The sequence below is a fragment of the Bacillus sp. BD48 genome, from assembly GCF_046566805.1.
In the GTDB taxonomy this organism is placed as follows: domain Bacteria; phylum Bacillota; class Bacilli; order Bacillales; family Bacillaceae; genus Bacillus; species Bacillus safensis.
In genome coordinates this window covers 191380-208599 of sequence record NZ_JANGFM010000005.1, presented here as the reverse complement: position 1 = coordinate 208599, position 17220 = coordinate 191380, and the positions used below count along the sequence as shown (strand labels likewise).

Annotated in this window: 18 protein-coding genes and 2 other annotated features; of the genes, 15 read left to right on the top strand and 3 right to left on the bottom strand. The window is 42.2% G+C overall.

Annotated features, from left to right (window positions below; translation table 11 throughout):
- The first annotated feature begins 49 nt into the window (after window positions 1-49).
- The 3 genes from ytxC (at window position 50) to ACLGGR_RS15460 (ending at window position 4273) form a co-directional block, all read left to right on the top strand.
- The gene (gene ytxC / locus ACLGGR_RS15470; RefSeq protein WP_410973409.1) at window positions 50-919 is read left to right on the top strand and encodes a putative sporulation protein YtxC; all 870 of its coding nucleotides are present in this window, start codon (window positions 50-52) and stop codon (window positions 917-919) included.
- Window positions 920-962: 43 nt separating this feature from the next.
- Window positions 963-1210, top strand: a binding site (T-box leader).
- Between the two features lie 45 nt (window positions 1211-1255).
- Window positions 1256-3196, top strand: a complete 1941-nt coding sequence (thrS, locus tag ACLGGR_RS15465) for a threonine--tRNA ligase (protein WP_024425713.1) — start codon at window positions 1256-1258, stop codon at window positions 3194-3196.
- A 156-nt stretch (window positions 3197-3352) separates the two neighbouring features.
- Window positions 3353-4273, top strand: coding sequence for a methyl-accepting chemotaxis protein (locus ACLGGR_RS15460; protein ID WP_410973408.1), 921 nt, complete (start codon window positions 3353-3355; stop codon window positions 4271-4273).
- A gap of 50 nt (window positions 4274-4323) precedes the next feature.
- On the opposite strand, the gene ACLGGR_RS15455 is transcribed toward ACLGGR_RS15460, so the two are convergent.
- Window positions 4324-5103, bottom strand: a complete 780-nt coding sequence (locus tag ACLGGR_RS15455) for an HAD family hydrolase (protein WP_410973407.1) — start codon at window positions 5101-5103, stop codon at window positions 4324-4326.
- A gap of 176 nt (window positions 5104-5279) precedes the next feature.
- Between ACLGGR_RS15455 and ACLGGR_RS15450 the strand changes: the two genes are divergently transcribed.
- From ACLGGR_RS15450 to ACLGGR_RS15415, 8 genes are all read left to right on the top strand, one after another.
- Window positions 5280-7037 (top strand): sensor histidine kinase, encoded by a 1758-nt coding sequence (locus ACLGGR_RS15450; protein WP_142945596.1) that lies wholly within the window; start codon window positions 5280-5282, stop codon window positions 7035-7037.
- The gene (locus tag ACLGGR_RS15445) at window positions 7034-7771 is read left to right on the top strand and encodes a LytR/AlgR family response regulator transcription factor (protein ID WP_041115035.1); all 738 of its coding nucleotides are present in this window, start codon (window positions 7034-7036) and stop codon (window positions 7769-7771) included. The genes ACLGGR_RS15450 and ACLGGR_RS15445 overlap by 4 nt, the downstream gene beginning before the upstream one ends.
- A gap of 137 nt (window positions 7772-7908) precedes the next feature.
- Entirely contained in the window at window positions 7909-8352 is a 444-nt protein-coding gene (gene lrgA / locus ACLGGR_RS15440; RefSeq protein ID WP_024425718.1) for an antiholin-like murein hydrolase modulator LrgA, read from the top strand.
- A gap of 14 nt (window positions 8353-8366) precedes the next feature.
- The gene (gene lrgB, locus ACLGGR_RS15435; protein WP_410973406.1) at window positions 8367-9062 is read left to right on the top strand and encodes an antiholin-like protein LrgB; all 696 of its coding nucleotides are present in this window, start codon (window positions 8367-8369) and stop codon (window positions 9060-9062) included.
- Between the two features lie 128 nt (window positions 9063-9190).
- Window positions 9191-9322: a sequence feature (ribosomal protein L20 leader region), on the top strand.
- A 70-nt stretch (window positions 9323-9392) separates the two neighbouring features.
- Window positions 9393-9908 (top strand): translation initiation factor IF-3, encoded by a 516-nt coding sequence (infC, locus tag ACLGGR_RS15430; RefSeq protein WP_024718649.1) that lies wholly within the window; start codon window positions 9393-9395, stop codon window positions 9906-9908.
- 24 nt (window positions 9909-9932) lie between these two features.
- Entirely contained in the window at window positions 9933-10133 is a 201-nt protein-coding gene (gene rpmI / locus ACLGGR_RS15425; RefSeq protein WP_003216324.1) for a 50S ribosomal protein L35, read from the top strand.
- Between the two features lie 31 nt (window positions 10134-10164).
- Window positions 10165-10524: a 50S ribosomal protein L20 gene (rplT, locus tag ACLGGR_RS15420; protein WP_003216409.1), complete on the top strand. Its 360-nt coding sequence runs from the start codon at window positions 10165-10167 to the stop codon at window positions 10522-10524.
- Window positions 10525-10586: 62 nt separating this feature from the next.
- Window positions 10587-10853, top strand: a complete 267-nt coding sequence (locus tag ACLGGR_RS15415) for a DUF1294 domain-containing protein (RefSeq protein WP_142945595.1) — start codon at window positions 10587-10589, stop codon at window positions 10851-10853.
- 17 nt (window positions 10854-10870) lie between these two features.
- Here ACLGGR_RS15415 and ACLGGR_RS15410 read toward each other — a convergent pair whose 3' ends face one another.
- Window positions 10871-11275 (bottom strand): hypothetical protein, encoded by a 405-nt coding sequence (locus tag ACLGGR_RS15410; RefSeq protein WP_024426127.1) that lies wholly within the window; start codon window positions 11273-11275, stop codon window positions 10871-10873.
- A gap of 179 nt (window positions 11276-11454) precedes the next feature.
- On the opposite strand from ACLGGR_RS15410, the gene ACLGGR_RS15405 reads away from it, so the two are divergent.
- Both ACLGGR_RS15405 and cstA read left to right on the top strand, forming a co-directional pair.
- Window positions 11455-12543 carry a M42 family metallopeptidase gene (locus ACLGGR_RS15405; protein ID WP_024425723.1) on the top strand — a complete coding sequence of 363 codons (1089 nt, stop codon included), beginning with the start codon at window positions 11455-11457 and terminating at the stop codon, window positions 12541-12543.
- A gap of 347 nt (window positions 12544-12890) precedes the next feature.
- A complete protein-coding gene (gene cstA, locus ACLGGR_RS15400) occupies window positions 12891-14687 on the top strand; it encodes a carbon starvation protein CstA (protein ID WP_410973405.1) in 1797 nt (598 codons plus the stop codon).
- 42 nt (window positions 14688-14729) lie between these two features.
- Here cstA and sspI read toward each other — a convergent pair whose 3' ends face one another.
- A complete protein-coding gene (gene sspI, locus ACLGGR_RS15395) occupies window positions 14730-14951 on the bottom strand; it encodes a small acid-soluble spore protein SspI (RefSeq protein WP_024425725.1) in 222 nt (73 codons plus the stop codon).
- Between the two features lie 113 nt (window positions 14952-15064).
- Here sspI and ACLGGR_RS15390 point away from each other — a divergent pair, with 113 nt between their 5' ends.
- Both ACLGGR_RS15390 and pheS read left to right on the top strand, forming a co-directional pair.
- On the top strand, window positions 15065-15808 hold the full coding sequence (locus tag ACLGGR_RS15390; RefSeq protein WP_410973404.1) for a TrmH family RNA methyltransferase: 744 nt from the start codon (window positions 15065-15067) through the stop codon (window positions 15806-15808).
- Between the two features lie 376 nt (window positions 15809-16184).
- Window positions 16185-17219, top strand: a complete 1035-nt coding sequence (pheS, locus tag ACLGGR_RS15385) for a phenylalanine--tRNA ligase subunit alpha (RefSeq protein WP_039180518.1) — start codon at window positions 16185-16187, stop codon at window positions 17217-17219.
- The last annotated feature ends 1 nt before the right edge of the window (window position 17220 follow it).

Below are 17220 nucleotides of genomic sequence, written 5' to 3'. Positions count from 1 at the left end.
TTATGTTCTCCCCATATATATGTAACAGATGTCGTTAGGGGGGACAAACATGCTTGAAATAATCTTTGAAGATGAATATGATACCGCCGCTTTTTTACATCTTGCTGAACACTTGGACAGTCGGCATCACATGTCAATTCAACAAGGGAAAGACCGGCTTCTCATAGAGGCGAAGGAATCAGAAGAAGCACTTGAGCACATTGTGCGGCCATTATTGGTTCACTTTTTTTTGGAATGCAAAGAAAATGAGCGCATGCGCAGCATCCTTGAAAACACGTATTTATTTAAAGATCCTGAAGAACAGCACCAAATTCTTTCCATTGCTCACAGTATCATGAACGGGGACTTAGATGATATTCCCGGCATTCATCAAGACCCGTCAAGAGAAGCCCTTTTAAAAAAGGAGCTTGAGGCGATTTCTTTACAGCAAGGTGTTTTTTCAATTGGTTCATTTATGACATTTAGGCTGTCAGAGTATGACCGAAGGCTGAAGAACTATGTTGAAGTGTCCATTGAAGAATACAAAATGGAGCAAGAGTATCAAAATTTCATTCAATCGCTTCGAGACTATGTGATGGCAAGAGAGCCTCAGCTCGAAAAAGTACATGTTGTGCATCAGGACCGCCTGGTGATTTGGGAATTTCGCTACGCTTCTGAGCGTGATCAAAAACAATACATAGACAGACAGTTTGTAAGAGAGCATCCAATGTATATTGATTCGCAGCTGATTGCACCGCTCGTCTCTATTGCACCGCAAAAAATTGACCTATTTACAAATGATACAGGTCACTCGATGGTGCAAACCATTCAAAATATTTTTCAAGAAAGGGTCGAGGTGTTCCCGTCTCATTCATTCCAAGAGCAGAATGTTCAATTTGTACATGCTCATTTCAACAAGAAAAGTGAAAAGCTTTCTTGATTTTCACGAAAAAACGTTTTATAATACGGTGTAACTTCATACAGAGACCGTATTGATAAGGACATGAACGAATGAACGCCCGCTTAAAGAGAGGGAAGCCGCGGCTGAAAGCTTCCTAGCAGAGGACCATTTGCTTTACCACCTTTGAACATCAGCTGTGAACTTTTTAGTAATGGCTGACGGGAATTCCCGTTATCGAAACACAAGCCGTATTTGCTTATGAAAAAGTAAGCTGCAAATATGGGAAAAAGGGTGGAACCACGATTCCGTTTATTCAACCTCGTCCCTTTCCAGGGGGCGGGGTTTTTATATTGCCAAAAAAAGGAGTGACCAGAGATGTCAGAACAAATTCAACTTACATTTCCAGATGGAGCAGTCAAGGAGTTTGACAAAACAGCTACAACAGAAGACATCGCGGCATCAATTAGCCCGGGCCTAAAGAAAAAAGCACTTGCCGGTAAATTGAACGGTAAAGAAATAGATCTGCGTACGCCGCTATTAGAAAGTGGAACAATCGAGATCATCACAGATAAAAGTGAAGAAGCACTCGACATTATGCGCCACAGCACAGCACATTTGCTAGCGCAGGCGATTAAACGCCTTTATGGAAAAGAACATCACGTTCAGTTTGGCGTAGGTCCTGTCATCGAAAATGGCTTCTACTACGATGTGGACATCGATGTTGCCATCACACCTGAAGACCTACCAAAGATTGAAAAAGAAATGAAAAAAATCATTAACAGCAATCTGCCAATTGAGCGAATTGAAGTATCAAGAGAAGAAGCGAAAAAGCGCTTTGAAGCGATTGGTGATGAATTGAAGCTTGAACTGTTAGAGGCGATTCCAGAAGGTGAAGCTGTGACGATTTATGAGCAGGGTGAATTTTTTGACCTCTGCCGCGGGATTCACTTGCCGTCTACAGGGAAAATCAAAGAGTTTAAACTGTTAAGCCTTGCAGGTGCATACTGGAGAGGAGACAGTAACAACCAAATGCTTCAGCGTATTTACGGAACAGCTTTCTTTAGCAAAGAAGATTTAAATGAGCACTTACGTCTGCTGGAAGAAGCGAAAGAACGCGATCACCGTAAGCTTGGAAAAGAGCTGAAACTGTTTGCGAATTCTCAAAAGGTTGGTCAAGGACTTCCGCTTTGGCTGCCAAAAGGCGCAACGATCCGCCGCGTCATTGAGCGTTACATTGTCGATAAAGAAGTGCGTCTTGGCTATGAGCATGTGTACACACCAGTTCTTGCGAATGTTGAATTGTATAAAACATCAGGACACTGGGCGCATTATCAAGAAGACATGTTCCCAGTGATGGAAATGGACAACGAAGATCTTGTTCTTCGTCCGATGAACTGTCCGCACCATATGATGATTTACAAAAACGAGCCGCACAGCTATCGCGAATTGCCAATTCGTATTGCAGAGCTTGGTACAATGCACCGCTATGAAATGTCAGGTGCTTTATCCGGCCTTCAGCGTGTTCGCGGTATGACATTAAACGATGCACACATCTTTGTTCGTCCAGATCAAATCAAAGACGAGTTTATCCGTACAGTTCGCTTAATTGAAGAAGTGTATCAAGACTTTGGCTTGAATGACTACACATTCCGCTTATCTTACCGTGATCCAGAAGATACTGAGAAGTATTTCGATGACGATGCGATGTGGAATAAAGCACAATCGATGCTGAAGGATGCAATGGACGAGCTTGGTCACGACTACTATGAAGCAGAAGGCGAAGCGGCATTTTATGGTCCGAAGCTTGATGTACAAGTGAAGACAGCTCTTGGAAAAGAAGAGACATTATCCACTGTACAGCTTGATTTCTTACTTCCAGAACGCTTCGATCTCACATACATCGGAGAAGATGGAAAGCACCATCGTCCAGTCGTCATTCATAGAGGCGTTGTTTCTACAATGGAACGCTTTGTTGCCTTCTTAATTGAAGAGTACAAAGGAGCCCTTCCAACATGGCTGGCACCTGTACAATTCCAAGTCATTCCAGTTTCACCGTCTGTTCATTTAGACTATGCGAAAAAAGTGCAAGAACGTTTGCAGCTTGAAGGTCTTCGTGTAGAGCTTGACAGCCGCGATGAAAAAATTGGGTACAAAATTAGAGAAGCGCAAATGCAAAAGATTCCGTACATGCTTGTCGTCGGAGATCAAGAAGCAGAAAATGGCGCTGTCAATGTAAGAAAATACGGGGAACAAGATTCAGAAACAATGGATCTTGAAGCCTTTGTGAAACATGCAGTAGCAGAAGCAAAAAAATAATAAGCAGCCAGTGATTCTCTTGAGATCACTGGCTTTTTTCTTTTTGGAAAACCTCCTCCAATAGTGATCCAATTTCTAAAAAGAGACGTTTAGATAGTACAAAAGTAAGGGTAAGTATGTACTATTGGTTTGAGACAAATTGGGGGAATGAAAGCGATGATGCAAACAACAAACAATTTATCGTCACATGTATTGGAGCAATCAGCTGTTCTTCGTGCATTAGAGCACTCGCTGGCAATGATTGAATTTAATGTGACAGGTGAAGTTCTATGGGTGAACGATATATTTGCAAAAGCCATGGGATATTCTAAAGAAGAGATGATCGGTCTTCAACATAGACAGTTTTGTCCTCCGCATATTTCAGAACACACAAGCTATCACATGTTTTGGAAGCGTTTGAGAGAAGGTCAAGTCTTTCAGGAAAAGGTGCAGCGGATCACAAAAAACGGCAGCACCTTATGGCTTGAAGCGACATATTCACCAGTTCAAGATGAAGAAGGAACTGTAGTGGGTGTTGTGAAAGTGGCGACAGATATTACGGAGAGAGAACACACAATGAAACAGGTTGTAGAAGACTTAAAGGAGATGTCTGCGAAATTAATGGAACGAGCAGAAGTTGGCATTCAGCATAGTCAAAGTGTCAATGCCTCCTTTGATCATATAGCAAACGAAACCGATCAAAATATGAGCTTGCTAAAAGGATTAACGGAGCAGGTAGAGTCCATCAGATCCATTGCTGCAACCATTAACAGTATTTCTTCACAAACCCAGCTGCTCGCCTTAAATGCGGCAATAGAAGCGGCACATGCCGGTTCCTATGGAAATGGCTTTAGTGTAGTAGCAGCAGAAATTCGAAAGCTTGCGACAAATTCAAAAGAAGCGATCGTCAAGGTAGATCAATATGTGAAGGCGATCCATACAGAAGTAGAGAAGGTCAGCAGCGGAACAAGCCGGGCAAAGACAACTGTGTTTACAAACCGGGATCTTGTAAAGCAGGCAAGCGAGGAATTCATCATTGTAGGAGAAGCAGCACGCGGCTTAGACCGGCAAGCGCAAAGTCTAGCAGCAATCATATAGCTCTAAGAATACAAAAACACCCAATCTCGTCAGGAGAAGGGTGTTTTTTGTTATTTTAATATATCAAACAATTCATGTAAGTCTTTGATTTCATAATCAGGCGTCACATCTGTTTCGTTTTTCTTGCCATGGCGATTGATCCAAACGGTTTGGATGCCAACGCGAGATGCGCCGAGAATATCTGTTTTCGGATTATCTCCAACCATGATCACTTCGTCTTTTGTTAAGTTTAACAGCTGAAGGCAGTGCTCAAAGATACCTGGATCCGGTTTGCCTTTCCCGTAATCTCCTGAAATCACAATTTCGTTAAAATAAGGTGCAAGCTCAGGAACACCTGCCAGTTTCTCCTTTTGAAGGCTAGGATCTCCGTTTGTTAAAAGGAGCAATTCGTAGCTGCCTTTCAGGCGGTTTAAAACAGGGTATGTTTCTTCATAGACATATGGGCGTTTTCTGCGCTCAGCTGCAAAGAAATCAGCCAAATATTGTCCAAATGCCTCATCGTCAATTCCCGCTGTCTTTAAGCCATTGGTCCAAGCGCTTTTGCGATACTCTGGTGCAAGGGCGTTCAGCTTTTGAAAGCCTTCGCTAATCGGCTCACTAAAATTCGACCACAGTCCTTCGAAAGGGTTAATGCCGATCATGACAGTATAATCATATGTTTCATAGGAAGAGTACAGTTTTCTTGCTTCTTCACGTACAATCTGTTCAAACGATTCTGGATCAAGTCCATATTTCTTTTCCGCTTCCCGGCAAGTTTCCTGAAAAGTTGTGTGAATGCTTTTTTCATCCCAAAGCAAAGTATCATCTAAATCGAAAAATACGGCTTTCATGATCTTCTCCCTTGTTATGTATGTGTTACCTTCAATTGCAAGTGACAGGCTCATGTTCATTTTACAATAGAAGAAGAGGGCAATAAAGAAAAGATTTGAGAGATATTTGATCATTGACCGTACATGATAGAATAGAAAGACAGTAGATATGACATACATCATTTGAGGTGGCCGGTTTGCTTCATTTAATTATCATGATGATCGAGCGTGTGGGGATCATCGTTATTTTAGGATTTGTGCTTGCCCATGTGAAGGGCTTTCGCAATCTATTGCTTCATAATCAAGGATTTCGAAAAAAGGCAATTCTTGTTTTCATTTTTGCTTCTTTTAGTATTATCAGCAATTACACAGGAATTGAAATTCAGCAGCAAATTGTCATGAATCATGAATTTTCTTATCATCTTGGCTCGTCAAGCTCTATCGCCAATACGAGAATTATGGGAATCGAAATGGGTGGTTTGATCGGGGGGCCGTTTGTAGGGATTGGCGCAGGGCTTTTAGCTGGAATTCATCGTTATTCCTTAGGAGGAAGCACCGCGCTCAGCTGTGCGATTTCTTCCATTTTAGCGGGTGTCATTGCAGGCTATGTCGGCAGCAGGTTTAAGCGGAGGAATCGAATGGTGACACCTCGCCAAGCAGCTCTTTTTGGTGTGGCGATGGAATCATTACAGATGATCATTATCCTTCTGTTTGCAAGGCCTTTTGCTGATGCATGGGGGCTTGTCAGTATCATTGCCCTGCCGATGATCTTTGTGAATGGCATCGGCAGCTTTATCTTTTTATCTATTTTACAGTCAGTCATTCGGCAAGAAGAGCAGGCAAAGGCGATGCAAACACATCGTGTATTTTCGATTGCCGATCAAACACTGCCTTTTTTCCGCCAAGGGTTAAATGAACAGTCATGTAAAAGTGTGGCGGAGATCATTCATCGGTTGACTGAAACAGATGCAGTCTCTTTAACAGACACAGAAAAGATTTTAGCGCATGTCGGAGATGGAACAGATCATCATATACCATCTAAGAGCCTGATTACAGGGCTGTCGAAACAAGTCTTGATGAGCGGCAAGATTATGAAGGCACATTCGAAGGGCGAGATCAATTGTTCAGTTGCCCATTGCCCTCTTGAAGCGGCAATCGTGCTGCCGCTCACTTCTAACGGTCAAACGATCGGAACGTTAAAAATGTATTTCAATTCTCCGGTCGGATTAAGCAGGGTGGAAGAGGAGCTTGCAGAAGGTTTGGCGATGCTGTTTTCCACACAGCTTGAGCTTGGGGAAGCCGAGACCCAAAGCCGCCTCTTAAAAGATGCAGAGATTAAAGCACTTCAAGCACAAGTGAACCCGCACTTTTTATTTAACGCCATTAATACCATCTCTGTTTTATGCAGAACCAATGTGGAGATGGCAAGGAAGCTGCTGCTGCAGCTAAGTATTTATTTCCGTTCCAATATGCAAGGCGCCCGCCAGCTGCTGATTCCAATGCAGAAGGAGATTCAGCATGTGGAGGCATATTTGTCACTTGAACAAGCAAGGTTTCCAAATAAGTACCATGTGACCTTTCAAATCGAAAAGGAGCTGGAGCAGGTGATGATTCCGCCCTTTGTGCTTCAGGTGCTCGTTGAAAACGCAGTGAGACATGCTTTTCCTAAACATCAAACGAATTGTGAAGTCATCGTATCCGCTTTGATGAAAGATGGGCATGTTTATATGAAAGTGACAGATAATGGACAGGGGATTGAAGATGATAAGATGGCTCAGCTATTGAAAGCGCCTGTCGAATCGCTAGAAGGAACAGGGACAGCCCTTTTTAATTTAGATCAGCGGTTAAGAGGGATTTTTGGCAGACAAGCCGCTTTATCCATTCATAGTGACCAAGGCACTGACATCTCATTTCGCATTCCGATGGACTATGTAAAAAAGGATGATTCTCGTTGATGAAGGTATTAATCGTAGATGATGAAGTGTTAGCAAGAGATGAATTAAAATACTTATTACGAAGAACGAAAGAGGATGTTCAAATAGAGGAAGCAGAAAATATAGAATCTGCGTTTGACCGAATGGTCGATCATAAGCCGGATCTGCTCTTTTTAGACATTGATTTATCTGGTGAGAACGGATTTGATATTGCCAAAAGGCTCAACCGGATGTCTGATCCGCCAGCGGTTGTATTTGCGACAGCCTTTGATCAATATGCGCTGAAGGCGTTTGAGGTAAGTGCCCTTGATTACTTAACAAAACCATTTGATGAAGAGCGACTGCTCCAGACCATCCAGAAGTTTAAAAAATGGAAATCCATTGAGACGCAAGAGCACCAGCTATCAGATGAGAAAGCGCCCCACCAGCAAAAATTGGCGATTTCAGTCGATGACTCAATTGTGATCCTGCAAGTTGAAGAGATCATGTATGTAGGACTCAGTGAGGGGAAAAAGGTCGTGAAAACAAAGGATCACATGTATGAGGTCACAGAACCGCTTGTGGTCATTGAAAAAAAACTTCCTGAGGCTTACTTTATGAGGGTCCATCGCAGCTATATCGTGAATACCTCTCATATGAAAGAGGTACAGCCGTGGTTTAATTCGACGTATAATCTGCATATGACAGACGGGTCGATCATTCCTGTCAGCCGCACATATGCCAAAGAATTAAAGAAGTCACTCCTGCTAGAGTAGGAGGGCTTTTTTTGTTTGTATTTCAATACTCGTTTTTTGCATTTCAGTCATTGAATCCAGCGAGTTTTATTGTAAACGCTTCATTCATTTATTTCATGCCGTATACTGAGGGCAGTCGAAGAAAGAGGTGAAGGGGCATGAGTGCCACGAAAGTATATGGATTTCTATCTCAAGCATTTATTTTTGCAACCGTAATGTTCGTTTCTAATCTCATTTCAATGTATTTACCGATTCCGATGCCTGCATCTGTGATTGGTTTGGTTCTATTATTTGTTTTGTTAACAACGAAAATCGTTAAACTGGAACAGGTCGAGCAATTAGGTACATCATTGACAGGACTCATTAGCTTTCTATTTGTTCCCTCTGGGATCTCAGTTATTCAATCACTAGGTGTCATGCAAGAAGTAGGTGTGCAAGTAGTTGGCGTCATTATTATTGCAACCATTATGTTACTTGCAGCGACAGGGCTGTTTTCACAGCTTCTCATGCAATTATCAGAAAGACCGCAGAAACGTAAAGAGACGAAGGAGAGTAAATCTGCTCCTTCTCATTCAAATAAACCAGCTTCAAGTACGCATTAAAGGAGAGATGCAAAATGGGTACAAGTACAATGAATCCTTATTTTGGCATTGTCGTCTCATTAGTCGCCTTTGGGATAGGGACATTCTTATTTAAAAAATCAAAAGGTTTCTTCTTGTTCACCCCGCTGTTTGTGGCGATGGTACTGGGCATTTTATTTTTGAAAGTTGGCGGTTTTTCCTACGCAGATTATAATGAGGGCGGCAAGATTATCAAATTTTTCTTAGAGCCTGCCACGATTGCTTTCGCTATCCCGCTTTATAAGCAGCGAGCCTTGCTTAAAAAATATTGGTGGCAAATTTTATCCGCTATTTTTGTAGGTTCACTTTGTTCTATTACGATCGTATATCTCGTAGCAAAAGGGATTCATTTAGATGCGGCTGTGATGAAAAGCATGCTTCCACAAGCAGCGACAACAGCGATTGCTCTTCCGATTGCAAAGGATATTGGCGGAATCGCAGATATCACAGCCTTTGCGGTCATATTTAACGCAGTCATTGTCTATGCACTAGGTGCCTTCTTCTTAAAATTGTTTCGCATTAAAAACCCAGTGGCAAAAGGTCTTGCACTTGGTACATCAGGACATGCGCTTGGGGTTTCTGTTGGAATTGAGATGGGAGAAGTAGAAGCAGCTATGGCAAGTATCGCCGTAGTGGTCGTAGGAGTTGTGACCGTTATCGTCATCCCAATCTTTATGCAGTTGATTCTTTGATGGCGTCATTGTGTGAAAAAGACTTGCCCAATTCGTCTCATCATGTTAAACTGAAAAAGTTGTTTCAAGAGTTCGGTTACTTGACGGACGAATGAAAATTGTGTAGAATAATTAACGAATTGAATAGATATCACAAGCAGAAGCACCCGCTTCTCACCTGATTGACACATGTTTGTAGTTGACAGGTTGACCGTACATTTATTTTTTCATGCAAATGTTCGCAGTGTGGGTGTTTTATATGCCCACACTTTTTGTTTGCCTGTAAAACATACAACGAAATGGTCAAATGAATTGTGAACTCAATTCAAAATCTCATGGAGGTGGCTCACTATTAGCAAAGATCAATTAGTTAATGAAGGTATTCGTGCGCGTGAAGTTCGTTTGATCGGACAAAATGGCGATCAGCTTGGGATTAAAACCCGCCAGGAAGCTCTGGAAATTGCTACGAAAGCCAATCTTGACCTTGTGTTAGTTGCTGCAAATGCAAAACCACCTGTTTGCCGAATCATGGACTATGGTAAGTTCCGATTCGAACAGCAGAAGAAGGAAAAAGAGGCACGTAAGAATCAAAAAATCATTAGCTTAAAAGAAGTTCGGTTGAGCCCGACAATCGATGAACATGATTTTAACACGAAGCTCCGTAATGCAATCAAATTCCTTGAAAAGGGAGATAAAGTGAAAGCTTCTATCCGCTTTAAAGGCCGTGCGATTACGCATAAAGAAATCGGACAGCGCGTGTTAGACCGTTTCTCTGAAGCTTGCGCTGAAGTAGCAACAGTAGAAACAAAACCTAAGATGGACGGACGCAGTATGTTCCTCATGCTTGCACCAAAAGTCGAAAAGTAAAGTAACAGAGGGAGGAAACATCCAATGCCAAAAATGAAAACTCACCGCGGATCTGCTAAACGTTTCAAAAAAACAGGTTCTGGTAAACTTAAACGTTCTCATGCGTACACAAGTCACTTGTTCGCTAACAAATCTACAAAGCAAAAACGTAAATTGCGTAAGAGCGCAATCGTAAGTGCTGGAGATTTCAAACGTATCAAACAACAACTTGCAAACATCAAGTAATTTGAAATAGGAATCATAGGAGGGAATTACAATGCCAAGAGTAAAAGGCGGAACTGTGTCGCGTCAGCGTCGTAAAAAGGTTCTTAAATTAGCAAAAGGTTATTTCGGTTCAAAACATAGATTATACAAAGTAGCAAACCAACAGGTGATGAAATCTGGAAACTACGCTTTCCGTGACCGTCGTCAGAAAAAACGTGACTTCCGTAAACTATGGATCACTCGTATCAATGCTGCAGCTCGTATGAACGGTCTTTCTTACAGCCGTTTAATGCATGGCTTAAAGCTTTCTGGTATTGAAGTAAACCGCAAAATGCTTGCTGACCTTGCTGTGAATGACCTAAGTGCATTCAATCAGCTTGCTGATGCTGCAAAAGCACAACTAGACAAGTAAGTTCTATAAAAGATCATTCCTTCGAGGGGTGATCTTTTTTCTCTTCATGTGAGGTGAAATGAATGAATATGGCTTTGATCCTGCTGCTTATTTTGGTGAATGGCTACGGCTTTTTTCTCATGGGTGAGGATAAACGCCGGGCCAAAGCACATAAATGGAGAATTTCAGAGGCGCATTTATGGAGTGCTGCGGTGCTTTTTGGCGCTGCTGGATCGTATCTAGGAATGCAGTATTTTCGGCATAAAACAAAGCATCCTGCCTTTCAAATCGGCATGCCTGTATTAATTGTTTTGCAGCTGATCCTATTAGGATATATCCAATTTATTTGAAAAAGGAGCAGACGCCATCAGGACGGCGTGTCTGCTCCTTTTTTTTGTTTGATTTTTTTAATGGGCTGATCCCAATCAATTTTTGTTTGAGGATAACGCTCGATAATGTTTTCCTCTAGTTTTTCAAAGTCTTCTAATGTAAATTCACTTAGCTTCTCAGGTGACTCCGTCCAAACGTAAATGGAGTGGACAAACAGAGGATGATCCTTAGAAGGAACATGCTTCTCCCCTTCAAACAAGACACCTTTATAGACGAAATTAAAATTTTTGCGCGCATTTTGCTGTTCGTCCATAAAATAAAAGCCTTCTTTTAATTGTGCTTGTTTCAGCTTTCTTCTCGGATTTGAGAAGAATTTTACCGCCATGTAGAAGATGTAGACAAGCAGTGCAACAAGAGCTAGTCTCATGAGGATTACAAACATGACAGGATGCACCTCCAATACCGTTATCTGATGTACTACGAATGAAAACACCAAAAGGTTTCAACTTTTTTTAAAAAAATATTTCGTAAAACGAAAAAATATTCATAAAAAGATCGTATTGAACGAAAGAGGTTTTGTATAATAAGAATGCACCATGAAGATAAAGGAGGATAAATGGAATGACAAAGCTCGATCAAACATTAACTATGCTGAAAGACCTAACGGATGCAAAAGGGATTCCAGGAAATGAACGTGATGTCAAAAAAGTCATGCAGACATACATAGAATCATATGCAGATGAAGTCTCTACAGACCGCCTTGGCAGCTTGATCGCTAAAAAGGAAGGAAACGCAAACGGACCTAAAATTATGCTCGCTGGTCACTTAGATGAAGTAGGATTCATGGTGACAAAAATTGATGACAAAGGCTACATTCGTTTTCAAACAGTCGGCGGCTGGTGGTCACAGGTCATGCTCGCCCAGCGCGTCACCATTGTGACGAAAAAGGGAGAGATCACAGGGGTAATTGGTTCAAAACCACCACACGTCTTGTCACCTGAAGCTCGAAAAAAGTCAATTGAGATTACGGATATGTTTATTGATATTGGGGCGTCAAGCAAAGAACAGGCAATGGAGTGGGGCGTACTGCCTGGAGATCAAATCGTTCCTTACTTTGAGTTTACAGTCATGAATGATGAAAAAATGCTCCTTGCAAAAGCATGGGACAACCGCATTGGCTGTGCAGTCGCGATTGATGTTATGAAAAACTTACACAATGCTCAGCATGAGAATATTGCTTACAGCGTTGCAACTGTCCAAGAGGAAGTAGGCCTGCGCGGAGCCAAAACAGCAGCGGCTACGATTCAGCCTGATATTGGATTTGCCATTGATGTAGGTGTTGCAGGAGATACGCCGGGCATCACTGAGAAAGAAGCAACAAGCAAACTTGGCAAAGGACCAACGATTGTTGTATTTGATGCTTCAATGGTCTCTCATAAAGGACTTCGTGATTTTGTTGTCCAAACAGCGGATGAACTGAACATTCCTTATCAATATGACTCAATGCCTGGCGGCGGGACAGATGCTGGCGGTATCCATTTAACGGGTCATGGTGTTCCATCACTATCTATCGGGATTCCGAGCAGATATATTCATACCCATGCCGCAATGATTCACCGAGATGATTATGAAAATGCAGTGAAGCTTTTAACAGAAGTGATCAAAAGACTTGATCAAAAAACTGTTGAACAGATTACGTACGGTTCTTAAGTAAGAAAGCCTTTCCTCAGTACAGGGGAAAGGTTTTTTTTATTGAATTTCCCAGGAAATGAACGGTGTTTTCCGAGGTGAGTCAAAAGAACTGTTTTTGGTAAAAGAAGAGAACATTTCCTAGTGAATAAGGCACATGTGATCGCGCGTTTATTTTTGTAAGATGAAAGCAATAAAAAGGACAGAGCGATAGAATGCCCTGCCAAAAGAGAGTTTATGGAAGTAGGTGAAGCTAACTTAAGAATAAACTCATTATTCTGATTTGTCAACTTGGTTTTAAAAGAAAGAAAAATCAATCAATTTATGTTATATTTGTAACAAATTGTTTATACAAAGGGGATGGTTAAATGAATGCGGTTACAATTGTCATAGGATCTATGTGTATTTTAGCGATTGCCTATCGTCTTTATGGCACATTTATGATGGTCAAGGTATTAAAGGTCACAGATGATCATCCTACACCGGCTCACACACTAGAGGACGGGAAAGATTATGTGCCGACAAATAAATGGGTCACATTTGGGCATCACTTTGCTGCGATTGCAGCTGCTGGTCCGTTAGTGGGTCCGATTTTAGCCGCTCAATTTGGGTATTTACCTGGTCTCCTTTGGCTTTTAATTGGTGCAGTCATAGGCGGAGCTGTACATGATCTAGTCGTCTTATTTGCATCGATGCGAAAAAAGGGGAAATCATTATCAGAGGTCGCGAAGGAAGAGCTGGGACCTGTTGCTGGCTTTTGTACAGGGCTTGCGATGCTGTTTATTATTACGATCACCATGGCAGGTTTGTCTATGGTTGTGCTTCATGCTCTAGAACGAAACCCTTGGGGGACATTTGCAGTTGGAATCACGATTCCGATTGCGATGGGGGTTGGTCTGTATTATAAAAAAACAGGCAATTTAAAGCTGGCCACATCTGCGGGATTTATTTTGCTGATGTTTGGGGTATTCCTTGGGCCAAATATTCAAGGAACGGCACTAGGTGATTTTTTAACCCTTGATACAAAAACGCTTGCTCTTGCCCTGCCGATCTATGCCTTCTTTGCTGCAGCGCTGCCAGTTTGGCTGCTGCTTGCACCGAGGGACTATTTAAGTAGTTTTATGAAAATTGGTGTATTCATTGCGCTGATTGCCGGAATTTTTGTGGTGAATCCATCCATTCAATTCCCGGCGTTTACAGAGTTTGTGAATGGAGGAGGGCCTGTATTAGCTGGTCCTGTCTGGCCATTTATCTCGATTACCATTGCTTGCGGTGCGATTTCTGGTTTCCATGCATTTGTTGGTTCAGGGACAACACCTAAGATGCTGGACCGCTGGAGTGATATGAAGCCTGTCGCGTTTGGCGCAATGCTGGTGGAATGCTTAGTTGGGATTATGGCTTTAATTGCTGCTACTGCTCTGCATCCAGGGGATTATTTTGCGATAAACAGTACGCCAGAAGTGTTCCGTTCACTCGGTATGAGTGTTGAAAACCTTCCGCAGCTGAGTAAGGAAATTGGTCTTGACTTAGAAGGAAGAACGGGGGGTGCCGTAACATTAGCGGTAGGGATGGCGTATATCTTTACAGGGATTCCGTTCTTTAGTCATTTGGCTTCTTACTTCTTCCAGTTCGTCATTATGTTTGAGGCTGTCTTTATTTTAACTGCTATTGATGCGGGCACACGTGTGGCACGTTATTTGATTCAAGACTTCTTAGGTGAAGCATATAAACCGCTTAAACGAACTGACTGGGTACCTGGTTCGGTGTTTGCAAGTGCGCTTGCTTGTTTTATGTGGGGATACTTACTTTACTCAGGGGACATCGGATCTATTTGGGCGCTGTTTGGGGTTTCAAACCAGTTAATGGCTTCGGTTGGGTTAATCATCGGAGCAACCGTTGTATTAAAAATTGCAGATAAAAGGCGATATATGCTGACTTGTTTAATTCCGCTTGCTTACTTATATGTGACGGTGAATTATGCAGGCTATTGGATGGTAGCGAATGTATATCTCAATCCTGAAGCATCCGGCTACAGCGTACTGAATGCGGTGCTTTCGATTATTATGCTGATCTTAGGATTTGTGATTATTGTGTTTGCGATTAAAAAATGGGTTGAAATCTGGCGTGATCCAGCGCTTCGGATGGAAACGCCTATCACTGGCTAAATGAAAAAGGCCGGCTTGCTATTATAAGCAAACCGGCTTCTTTTATTGCTGCTGCTGAGGCTTCAAGCCTTGTTCTAATGTTTCAAGGATCTCATTTTTCTCGTTTTCTGATGCTTCTTGCCAAAGCACTTCGAACAACACGCCAAGGCCTGGCAGCATTTTTTCCTCGCCGCTTTGAATCGCATCTAAAATCGTATGTTCAAGCTGTTCTTGATTATGGCCAGTAATGTTTTGAATGACTGCGCCTCTTAGGTTAAAATCCATTGCCCACACTCCTTTTTTGATGGTAATAGCCCTATTCTGTCTCAAAGACAGGTTTATTATGTAGTGTGCATGAGATATAATAAATTCATGATAATTAAAGGAGTTAACGTCGCTTGAAATATATAGAATCAGCTAAAAACACAAACATTAAACAGTGGAAAAAGCTCCATACGAAAAAAGAACGAACAAAAACGGGGCTGTTTCTCGTTGAGGGAATACACTTAGTCGAAGAAGCATTAAAGAGCGGGATCGTGAAGGAATTAATGGTCACCTCTCCGGTTATGCTTCCTTCTCATATCCAGCCTGACATTGAGCTATATGAACTGAGCGAAGAGGCCTTTTCTGCTATGACAGAGACGGAAACGCCTCAGCACATTGCCGCGGTCTGTACAGTTCCAGTTTTTAAAGAAAAGAAGTATGAACGGCTTCTTCTATTAGACGCAGTGCAGGACCCGGGGAATTTAGGCACACTCATTCGAACAGCAGATGCCGCTGGTCTTGATGCTGTGATCTTAGGAGAAGGAACAGTTGATGCGTTTAATGGAAAAACGCTCCGTTCGGCACAAGGGTCTCATTTCCACCTGCCTATCTTGAAGCAACCCCTTCAACAGGCGATCACCGAACTGAAAGAACAAGGCATACCTGTATATGGAAGTGCTTTAAAAGATGCGAAAGAGTATAGAAGCGTAACGGCAGAAGGTCCGTTTGCATTAATTGTTGGAAATGAGGGGGCTGGTATTGATCCAGCGATTCTGCAAATGACAGACCAAAATTTATATGTGCCAATGTATGGGCAGGCAGAATCATTAAATGTAGCTGTTGCAGCAGCTGTTCTTGTCTATCATTTGCGTGGATAATGTTGCAACATGCGTTCATTTTCACTATAATGAAACTAATATTTTAAAAACCATGATAGAGGAAGATTGTTTCAAGAAGCGGCCTTATAGGGAGAATGCATCGTAGACTGAAAGTGCATTTAAGGAATGCTGAAACAGGAATTCACCTCTGGAGTTGTCACCGGGACCGCAGGCTTTGCGTAAAGGTGAACCGGATTCGTTTGATTCCGTTATGTCAATGAAGCTTATTCGCACATGCATTTGTGCTTAACAAGGGTGGTACCGCGACCACAACTCGTCCCTTCTTTTATGGAGGAACGGGTTTTTTTATTGTCTTCAAACGATCAAACAGCCGTTTATCCGAGCGGTTTTGTATATCAAAAGGAGGATTACACTCATGCAAGAAACGTTAAAACAGCTTGAAACAGAGGCGATAGCGAAGGTTGAAGCAGCTAGCTCGCTCAAAGAGGTCAATGACATTCGTGTTCAATACTTAGGGAAAAAAGGACCGATTACAGAAGTACTTCGCGGAATGGGCAAGCTCTCCGCAGAAGAAAGACCGAAAATGGGTGCACTCGCAAACGAAGTAAGAGAGCAGATTGCTGGTGCCATTGCTGAAAAAAATGAACAGCTGGAAGCAGAAGAAGTGAAGAAAAAACTTGCTTCTCAAACGATCGATGTTACTTTGCCGGCAAGTCCAATCAAAATGGGAGCAAGACATCCATTAACGATAGTTGTCGAAGATATTGAAGATTTATTTATTGGCATGGGCTATACCGTTGAGGAAGGTCCTGAGGTGGAAACGGATTATTATAACTTTGAAGCGCTGAATCTTCCAAAGGAGCATCCGGCACGTGATATGCAGGACAGCTTCTATATTACTGAAGACACACTAATGAGAACACAAACATCACCAGTTCAAGCACGTACACTTGAGAAATATAAAGGACAAGGTCCTGTGAAGATCATCTGTCCTGGGAAAGTATATAGACGTGACAGTGATGACGCGACTCATTCACATCAATTTATGCAAATTGAAGGGCTTGTCGTCGATCACAATATTAGCATGAGTGATTTAAAAGGAACGCTGGAGACAGTCGCAAGAAAAATGTTTGGTGAAGATCGTGAAATTAGATTACGTCCAAGCTTTTTCCCATTCACAGAACCATCTGTCGAAGTCGATGTGTCTTGCTTTAAATGCGGCGGGAAGGGCTGCTCTGTCTGTAAAGGAACAGGCTGGATTGAGATTTTAGGTGCAGGGATGGTTCATCCGAATGTCCTGAAAATGAGCGGATTTGATCCAGAAACTTACCAAGGCTTTGCTTTTGGAATGGGTGTGGAACGGATCGCAATGCTGAAATACGGCATTGATGATATTCGCCATTTCTACACAAATGACATTAGATTCACAAAGCAATTCAAGCAGGACTAAG